This window comes from Actinacidiphila cocklensis (assembly GCF_907177275.1).
In the GTDB taxonomy this organism is placed as follows: domain Bacteria; phylum Actinomycetota; class Actinomycetes; order Streptomycetales; family Streptomycetaceae; genus Actinacidiphila; species Actinacidiphila cocklensis.
In genome coordinates this window covers 1-8267 of sequence record NZ_CAJSLV010000130.1, presented here as the reverse complement: position 1 = coordinate 8267, position 8267 = coordinate 1, and the positions used below count along the sequence as shown (strand labels likewise).

Genomic DNA, 8267 nt, shown 5'->3' with positions numbered 1-8267 from the left:
TTTCCGACTCTATCAGACTCTTTTCAGTGCCTGACCCCCAGTCAGCGGGGTTTGTCTTTCCGGCCGTTGGGCCGTTCCGACGAGTGAGACTTTAGCGGACTTCGTTCGCTCCGGCCAAATCGGCCCGGTCGATCGAAACTCTGCACGCATTCCGAAAAAACACACGACAGGACGACAGGAAGACGACGGCACGCGGCCGTCGATCAGTCGAGAGTCGAATGGTCTTGCGGGATGGCTGCCCGGGGACCGACCAGGGTCGGCGCTCACGTCGGACAACTCGGAGTACATTACGCAGCTCGGCGGGGAGTGTCAACCCCGGCCGTGGCGCCCGTCAGTCCAGGTCTTCGAGCCGGCCGCCGGCGTCGGGCTGGCTGTCCTCCACGCGCCGGAGCAGGCGGATCAGGATCTCGCCGAGGGCGGCGCGTTCCGAGGTGTTCAGGTCCTGCAGCAGGTCGTCCTCGAAGGCCGCCGCCAGGCGCATGGTCTGGAGCCACTTTTCCCGGCCCTCGTCGGTCAGCTCGACGATGACCCGGACGCGGTTCGCCTCGTCGCGTTCCCTGGTGACCAGTCCCTCGGTCACCAGACGGTCGATGCGGTGGGTCATGGCGGCCGGGGTGAGGCCGAGGCGCTTGGCAAGGTCGCCGGGGCCGAGGCGGTAGGGGCGGCCGACGACCACGAGGGCCTTCAGCACCTCCCACTCGGCGTTGCTGATGCCCAGGTCGACGAGCTGGCGGCCGTACGCGACGTTCATCCGGCGGTTGAGCCGGCCGAGTGCCGTGACGACCTTCTCGACCTGGGGGTCGACCTCGGGAAACTCACGCTGGTAGGCGGCGATCTGGGCGTCGAGGTCCAGTTCCTGGGGGGCACCGGCGGAGCCTGCGGCTGCGGTCATGCTCCGAGTATCGCACGGTAGTGCTTTGCTCTAAAGCCCTTCGGAATGTATTCTTTAGCTTCGAAGTTTACTGATGAAGTCTTCGATCCGAAGCCTTGCCTGGTCCTGCCACCCCGAGGGGGGAGCCGTGAACACCACCGCCATGGGCGCTGCGCTGCGCCGAATCCAGCTGGGGAACGCCCTGAGCGCGTTCGGGAACGGCTTCACCGTGCCCTTCACCTTCGTGTACGTCTCGGAGGTGCGGGGGCTCGGGGCCGGGACCGCGGGCGTGGTGCTGGCGACGTTCGCCGTCGCCGCGCTCTTCGTGCTGCCCTTCACCGGGCGGATCATCGACCGGCGCGGACCCGTACCCGTCGCCGTCGCCGGCACGGTGCTCGCGGCGTCCGGGTCCCTGGGGCTCGGGCTGTCCGGCAGCGAGCCGGTGGTCATCGCCGCGGCCGGGGCGCTGGGCGCGGGGATATCCGTCGTCCAGCCGGCGCTGGCGACGATGATCGTGTGGTGCTCGACCACGGTGACGCGGTCCAGGGCCTTCGCGACCCAGTTCTTCCTGGCCAATCTCGGCCTCGGGGTCGGCGGCCTCATGGGCGGCCTGATCGTGGACACCGCGCACCCGTCGTCCTTCATCCGGCTGTTCGCCATCGAGGCGGCGATGTTCCTGGTGCTGGGTGCGGTGATCGCCACGGTGCGGCTGCCGCGTACGGCACGGCTGGAAGGGTCCGTCACGGCCCCCGACGCGGCCGGCGGCTGGCGGCTCCTGCTCCGTAACCGGGCGATGGTGATGCTGTGCGTGCTCGGCTTCGTGCTGTTCTTCGCCTGCTACGGGCAGTTCGAGTCGGGGCTCTCCGCGTTCGCGGTGACCGTCACGCACATCTCCCCCGCGATGCTGGGCGTCGCCCTGGCGGCCAACACGGCGGCGATCGTGCTGGCGCAGTTCGTGGTGCTGCGGCTGGTCGAGTACCGGCGGCGCAGCCGGGTGATCGCGGCGGTCGGCCTGGTCTGGACGGTCGCGTGGCTCGCGGCGGGAGTGTCGGGGCTGGCGCACGCGCACCACGCGGTCGCGGTGGTCGCGATCATCTCGACCTACGCGCTGTTCGGGCTGGGTGAGGCGATGCTCGCGCCGACGGTGTCGCCGCTCGTCGCCGATCTTGCGCCCGAGCGCATGGTGGGGCGTTACAACGCCGCGTTTGCGCTGGTGAAGCAGCTGGCTCTGGCGATCGGGCCGGCGGTCGGCGGCGTCATCGCCGCGGCCGGGGCGTACGACGCGTACGTCGTGATGCTGGTGGCGTGCTCCCTGGGCGTCTCGGTGATCGCCCTGCGCCTGGGCCGCCACCTGACTCCGTCCCAGGACACCCCCCAGCACGCCACCCGCGTCGTCGCACACTCCCCCGACCGCCCCACCCTCGCCCCGGAAGCGGCCGCCCACTGACCGCCCCGGGGTGACCCCCGTGCCCGCTCCCCGCGGGGCGCTGCGGCGCGGCACGCCGCCACACCTCCCGCCTGCGCTGGGGGTGTGGCCTCAGGCGAAGCTCCGGGGTACGGAGCGCCCACCGTCCACTGTCTCGTGACGACGGACCGCCGCCACGTCCAGGCGGCGCTGGGGGAACCCCCGAGGTCGCCGCGCCCAGCGGAAGCGCACCCCCTGCGCAAGGGGCACCCCATCACCGTCGCGGCCGGCGGACGCGCGCCGCCCGGCGGGGAGAAGGAACCGGGAGGGCGAGGCACCCTCGGGAGTCCTCAGCCCGGGAGGGTGAACTCGCACCAGACGGCCTTGCCTCCGCCAGGAGTGCGCCGGGAGCCCCAGGACGAGGCGATCGTCGCGATGATCGAGATCCCGCGCCCCGCCTCGTCCGCCGGCTCCGCGCGCTGCCGCCGCGGCAGATGCTCGTCACCGTCCGTGACCTCGATGACCAGCCGCCGATCCGTGCGCCGGAGGCGCAGCCGCATGGGCGGTGTGCCGTGCTTGAGCGAGTTGGCGACCAGCTCGCTCGCCGCGAGCACCCCGAGGTCGCGGAGCTCGACAGGGAAGCGCCAGGACGCCAGCACGCCGGAGGCGAAGGCGCGGGCGCGCGGTGCCGCCTCGATCCCGCCGAGCAGTTCGAGCGAGGCGTTGCGGAAGACCTCGCCGTCGGGGTGGCCGGTGTGGTCGGGGTACTGCAGGACCAGGACCGCCACGTCGTCGTCGTGCTGCGCGGTGACGCCGAGCGCGCGCATCAGGCGGTCGCAGATGACCTGGGGCGCCCCGGTGGCGCCGGAGAGCGCCCGCATCAGGGTGGAGACGCCCTCCTCGATGTCCTCGCCGCGGCGCTCGATGAGGCCGTCGGTGTAGAGCACGGCGGTGCAGCCGGGGCCGAACGGGACGGTGGCGGAGGTGTGGGTCCAGCCGCCGGTGCCCAGCGGCGGCCCGGTGGGCTCGTCGGTGCGCTGCACGGTGCCGTCGGGGTCGCGGATGAGGATCGGCAGGTGGCCGGCGCTGGCGTAGGACAGCCGGCCCTCGCTGGGGTCGTGGACGGCGTAGACGCAGGTGGCGATCTGGGTGGCGTCGATCTCCGAGGCGAGCCCGTCGAGCAGCTGGATGACCTCGTGCGGGGGGAGGTCGAGCCGGGCGTAGGCGCGTACGGCCGTGCGGAGCTGCCCCATGACGGCGGCGGCGCGCACCCCGCGGCCCATGACGTCGCCGATGACCAGGGCGGTGCGGCCGCCGCCGAGGGTGATGACGTCGTACCAGTCGCCGCCGACCGCCGCGTCGGTGCCGCCGGGCTGGTAGGTGGCGGCGAGCCGGAGGTCGTCGGGCTGTTCCAGCTGCTGCGGCAGCAGGCTGCGCTGGAGGGTGACGGCGGTCTCGTGGAGGCGGCGCTCGCTTTCCCTGAGCCTTTCCGCGGACTGCACCTGGTCGGTGACGTCGGCGGCGAAGACCAGGACGCCGCGGCGTTCGGGGTCGGGGTCGTCCGGGTGGACCGGTGTGCAGGTGAAGGTGAAGTAACCCTGACGAGTGAGTGAGGTGGCGTCGGACCTGCTGACCCTGCGGGCCTTGACGGTGCGCGGGCGGCCGCTGCGGTGGACCTGGTCCATCAGCGGCAGCAGGCCCAGCTCGTCGAGTTCGGGGAGCGCCTCGCGGGCCGGGGCGCCGGTGACGCGGGGGCCGAAGACGTCGGCGTAGGCGTCGTTGACGTAGCTGACGCGGTGCGCGGGGCCGGTGGTGACGGCGATCAGGGCGGGCAGCTGGCTCAGGACGCCCGCGAGGGTGCCAGAAGCGCCGCCGGCAGCGCAAAGTGCCTGGTCCTGGGCCTGCGCGAGCGTGTCGGTGCGGTCGGCTCCGCCCGCGCGGGGCGGCGGGGGCGGGTCCGCTGGGGCGGCGCTGCCGCCTTTGGTGCCGCCGGCCGGTGCGGCGGCGCCGACGGTTTTGCCGCGGGCCGCCGGGACGGCACCGCGTCGCTGTGTTCCGGGGAGCCGGGCGCTCCAACGCGTGAGGTTCAAACGTCCGATTCCTCGTATTTGTCACTCTTTGCAGGTGCTGCCGCACGGGTGGTCACCCGTCCAGTGTGGCCGACCAGGGGCCTGCGGGGGAATCGCACCGGAGCGCGCCCGGCGTGCCGGGGGGCGCTCACGGCCGCGGCCGACCGGGGTCACCGCCGCTTCCCGCGGCCTGTTCGAATTCGGCCCGCGGGTGCTCCAGGGAGCCGAGCGAGACGATCTCCCGCTTGAACAACCCGGACAGGATCCACTCCGCGAGCACCCTGGACTTGCGGTTCGCGGTGGGCATCCGGCTGAGGTGGTAGACGCGGTGCACGAACCACGCCGGGTAGCCCTTGAACTTGCGCCCGTAGAGCAGGGCGACGCCCTCGTGCAGGCCGAGCGAGGCGACGGAGCCGACGTACTTGTGGCGGTATTCGGTGAGCGGCTCGCAGCGCAGCTGTGCCACGACGTTGGCGGCCAGCACCTTGGCCTGTCGCACCGCGTGCTGGGCGTTGGGGGCGCACAGGGCGCCCTCCTGGTCCGAGGTGAGGTCCGGGACGGCCGCCGCGTCGCCTGCCGCCCACACGCCGTCCCGGCCGATGACCCGCAAGGTGGCGTCGGTGTGCAGCCGTCCGCGGCCGTTGAGCGGCAGACCGGTCGACGCCAGGACGGGCGCGGGCTTGACGCCTGCGGTCCACACCACGGTCCTGGTGGGCAGCCGCGACCCGTCGGACAGTACGGCGATGCGGTGCTCGCACGACTCCAGCCGGGTCTCCAGCCGGATGTCGATGTTGCGCCCGCGCAGCTCGCGAACGGCGTAGCGGCCCAGCTCCTCGCCGACCTCGGGCAGGATCCGCCCGGTGGCCTCGACCAGCACCCACTTCATGTCCTCGGCGCGGACGTTGTGGTAGTACCGCAGGGCGTAGCGGGCCATGTTCTCCAGCTCGCCGAGCGCTTCGACGCCCGCGTAGCCGCCGCCGACGAAGACGAAGGTCAGGGCCGCCTCGCGGACGTCGGCGTCGCGGGTGGACGAGGCGATGTCGAGCTGCTCCAGCACGTGGTTGCGCAGCCCGATCGCCTCCTCGACGGTCTTGAAGCCGATGCCGTACTCGGCCAGGCCCGGCACCGGCAGGATCCGGGAGATCGAGCCGGGGGCGACGATCAGCTGGTCGTACCGGATCTCGGTGGCGCCGCCGCCCTCCTCCTCGGTGGCCGGGGTGACCACGCTGGCGACCCGCTTGTCGTGGTCGACCGAGCGCACCTCGCCGACGATGATCCGGCACTGGTCCAGGACCCGGCGCAGCGGTACGACGACGTGCCGCGGGGAGATCGATCCCGCGGCGGCCTCGGGCAGAAACGGCTGGTAGGTCATGTAGGGCTGCGGTTCGACGACGACGATCTCGGCCTCGCCGCGTTTCAGCCGCAGCTTTCGCTGCAGCTGCAACGCCGCGTACATGCCGACATAACCACCACCGACCACAAGAATGCGCGGTGTGCTTGCCTTGGCCATGCCCGCCGACTCCGTCGTCATTGCTCCATGACGCAATGGTCGGGCGCCGTTTGTCCACAGGGCGGACACCACCATTCGCGGGAATCGGCCGCCGTGCAGGTCCGCCGGCCCCCTCCGCATCGGGCGATCACCGGGCAAACGCCCCAGGGCGGGAACCTGCCCTGCGGTGCTCCGGAAGAGCCGCGCGCCCCAGGGATCACACCCCCTTCATTCTTGACGCGCCCTCAACTATGTTCGTATCTCGTAGTAGTACACGGCCCAGCGCAACCGATCGTTAAGGGCGGGGAGTCTCCGGGGGGAGACAATCAATTGTCCGGGGGGATACATATATGCACATTCAGGACACGACGTGGTCGGCTTCCGCAGGGGCGGACGGGGGTACGGGCAGGGCGGCCCCGTTGAGGGTCGACGCCCAGCGGAATCTGGAGCACGTCCTCAGGGCCGCACGTGAGGTCTTCGGCGAACTGGGCTACGGCGCACCCATGGAGGACGTGGCGCGCCGCGCACGGGTCGGCGTGGGCACCGTCTACCGCCGCTTCCCCAGCAAGGACGTGCTGGTCAGGCGCATCGCCGAGGAGGAGACCGCGCGGCTGACGGAACAGGCGCGCACCGCACTGGGCCAGGAGAACGAGGCGTGGTCCGCGCTGGCGCGCTTCCTGCGCACCTCGGTCGCCTCCGGCGCCGGGCGGCTGCTGCCGCCGCAGGTGCTGCGGGTGCAGGGCGCCCCCGGCAGCGAGCCGCACGAGGCGGACGCGGCCGGCGAAGGGTCCGCCCGGGTGCCGCAGCAGCGGGCCAGGTTCGGCGCCGACCCCGCCGAGGGCGCGCGCTCGGCCCCCGGCGACCACACGGGCCGCGACGACCTCGCCGGCGCGGGACCGGCCGGCAGCCGCGGTGCCCGGGGCGAGGAGCCGGAGGGAATACGCACCCTGCTCGACGTCGTCGGCCAGCTGGTGGAAAGAGCGCGGGAGGCGGGCGAGTTGCGCGCCGACGTCTCGGTCGCCGACGTCCTGCTGGTCATCGCCACCGCGGCCCCCTCGCTGCCGGACGCCGCGCAACAGGCGGCGGCCTCGGCCAGGTTGCTCGACATCCTGCTGGAGGGACTCCGCTCCCGCCCCTCGGAACGCCCCGCCGCCAGGGACTGAAACCCCGCGGCCGGGCATAGGCCAAGGGGATGAACGTGGAGGATCGGTGAACGTCCCCTCCACGGAAGGGTGGTTCCGCCCAAGGCGGTGACTCAGGGTGCCCGCGCTGTGCCAGGCTTGGCCCCGTGGATGAGCCGAACGGCGAATCCGGCGCCGCCTCCGCCGCAGGGGCCGAGCCGGAAGACGGCACCGGGCTGCCGTCGCGCAGGGTGCCGGGACAGCGCGACCCTGTGGCACGCCCGGAACCGTCGGTCCCCGCTCAGGGGCGCGGCGGCCCGCTGCCCGGCGCCACGTCGTCTGACGATGCGTCGGACGGCGGGGCCGGCGACGCGCCCGCGGACGACGACCTGCTGCCCGCGGGGCACCCCGAGCCCGCCGGCTCCGTGCTGTCGGACGAGGAACTGGTCGACCAGGTCAGGGCCGGCCGGGACAGCGCGTACGAGGAGATCTACCGCCGCCATGCCGAGGCGGTACGCCGCTACGCCCGCACCTGCTGCCGGGACGCGCACACTGCGGAGGACCTGACCGGCGAGGTTTTCGCCCGTACATTGCAGGCGATCCGCGGTGGCAGCGGCCCGCAGTCCGCGGTCCGCGCCTATCTGCTGACCACGGTCCGCCGGGCTGCCGCCACCTGGGGCAACACCGCCCGCCGCGAGGAGCTGGTCGAGGACTTCGCGGTCTTCGCCGTCACCGCGGCCGGCGCGGGCGCGGAGGCCGCGACCAGCGCACCGGCCGCCGACGTGCGGGCCATGGAGGAGGCCGAGCAGTCGCTGGCCGTCCAGGCCTTCCGCACGCTGCCCGAGCGCTGGCAGACCGTGCTGTGGCACACCGCGGTCGAGGAGGAGCCGCCCAGCGCCATCGCTCCGCTGCTGGGCCTGACCGCCAACGCCACCGCCGTGCTCGCCCACCGCGCCAGGGAGGGCCTGCGCCAGGCGTATCTTCAGGCGCACGTCAGCTCCACGCTCACCGCCGAGGGCGAGTGCGCCCGCTACGCCGACCGGCTGGGCGCGCACGCCCGCGGCGGACTGCGGATGCGCGCGGACCGCGAGCTGAACCGGCACCTGAAGGGCTGCGAGCGCTGCACGGCCGCCTCGCTCGAACTGGCCGACCTCAACTCGGCGCTCAAGGGACTGCTGCCGGTCGCGTACATCGGCTGGTTCGCCGCCGTCTACGCCGCCAAGACCGCGGGCGTCGCGGTCGTGGCGGGCGGCGCGGCCGCCGCGGGAGGCGCGGGGGCCGCGGGAGGCGCCGCGGCTGCCACGGCGGGCTC

General features: G+C 73.0%; 6 protein-coding genes. 3 read left to right on the top strand and 3 right to left on the bottom strand.

Going from position 1 to position 8267, the window contains the following annotated elements:
• Positions 1 to 331 precede the first annotated feature (331 nt).
• Positions 332 to 892, bottom strand: coding sequence for a MarR family winged helix-turn-helix transcriptional regulator (locus NFU81_RS40610; RefSeq protein ID WP_251502333.1), 561 nt, complete (start codon positions 890 to 892; stop codon positions 332 to 334).
• A gap of 142 nt (positions 893 to 1034) precedes the next feature.
• Here NFU81_RS40610 and NFU81_RS40605 point away from each other — a divergent pair, with 142 nt between their 5' ends.
• Positions 1035 to 2318, top strand: a complete 1284-nt coding sequence (locus NFU81_RS40605; protein ID WP_251502335.1) for an MFS transporter — start codon at positions 1035 to 1037, stop codon at positions 2316 to 2318.
• 308 nt (positions 2319 to 2626) lie between these two features.
• Here NFU81_RS40605 and NFU81_RS40600 read toward each other — a convergent pair whose 3' ends face one another.
• Together NFU81_RS40600 and NFU81_RS40595 are read right to left on the bottom strand one after the other, a co-directional pair.
• Positions 2627 to 4366 carry an ATP-binding SpoIIE family protein phosphatase gene (locus tag NFU81_RS40600; protein ID WP_251502332.1) on the bottom strand — a complete coding sequence of 580 codons (1740 nt, stop codon included), beginning with the start codon at positions 4364 to 4366 and terminating at the stop codon, positions 2627 to 2629.
• 127 nt (positions 4367 to 4493) lie between these two features.
• Entirely contained in the window at positions 4494 to 5876 is a 1383-nt protein-coding gene (locus tag NFU81_RS40595; RefSeq protein WP_251502331.1) for an NAD(P)/FAD-dependent oxidoreductase, read from the bottom strand.
• A 308-nt stretch (positions 5877 to 6184) separates the two neighbouring features.
• On the opposite strand from NFU81_RS40595, the gene NFU81_RS40590 reads away from it, so the two are divergent.
• Positions 6185 to 6997 carry a TetR/AcrR family transcriptional regulator gene (locus NFU81_RS40590; protein WP_251502330.1) on the top strand — a complete coding sequence of 271 codons (813 nt, stop codon included), beginning with the start codon at positions 6185 to 6187 and terminating at the stop codon, positions 6995 to 6997.
• A 209-nt stretch (positions 6998 to 7206) separates the two neighbouring features.
• On the top strand, positions 7207 to 8267 hold a 1061-nt coding region (locus NFU81_RS40585), incomplete at its 3' end, for an RNA polymerase sigma factor (protein WP_422665405.1).